The sequence below is a fragment of the Streptomyces sp. BE303 genome, assembly GCF_036290945.1.
Lineage (GTDB): Bacteria > Actinomycetota > Actinomycetes > Streptomycetales > Streptomycetaceae > Kitasatospora.
In genome coordinates, this window is sequence record NZ_JAQYWZ010000795.1 from 1 (window position 1) to 344 (window position 344).

General features: G+C 69.8%; 1 pseudogene. It reads left to right on the forward strand.

The annotated features are described in order from the left end of the window. Positions 1-129: 129 nt before the first annotated feature. Positions 130-344: pseudogene (locus tag PUR56_RS26005) on the forward strand (hypothetical protein); the annotation flags it as partial.

The following is a 344-nucleotide window of genomic DNA, read 5'->3' on the forward strand; positions in this document are numbered from 1 at the left end:
CTCTTCCAGGTGATGCTCGGCTACCAGCACAACGACGGCCAGGGCGGCCGGCTGCTCGGCCTGGAGAGCCGCATCCTGCCGTTCGAGCTGGTCGCCGCGAAGTACTAACTCGACTACAACTTCGAGGAGACCTCCTCGACCGAGGAGATCGACATCGCCTTCGAGTACGCCACCGACCTCTACGAGCCGGCCACCGGCGAGGGCCTGGTCGAGCGCCTGCTCGCCGTCCTGGAGCAGGTCGCGGCCGACCCGCACCGCCGCATCGGCGCGCTGGACGTGCTGACGTCGGGTGAGCGGGGGTTGCTGGGGGAGTGGGCGGCGACGGGTCGTGAGTTGCCGTCGGC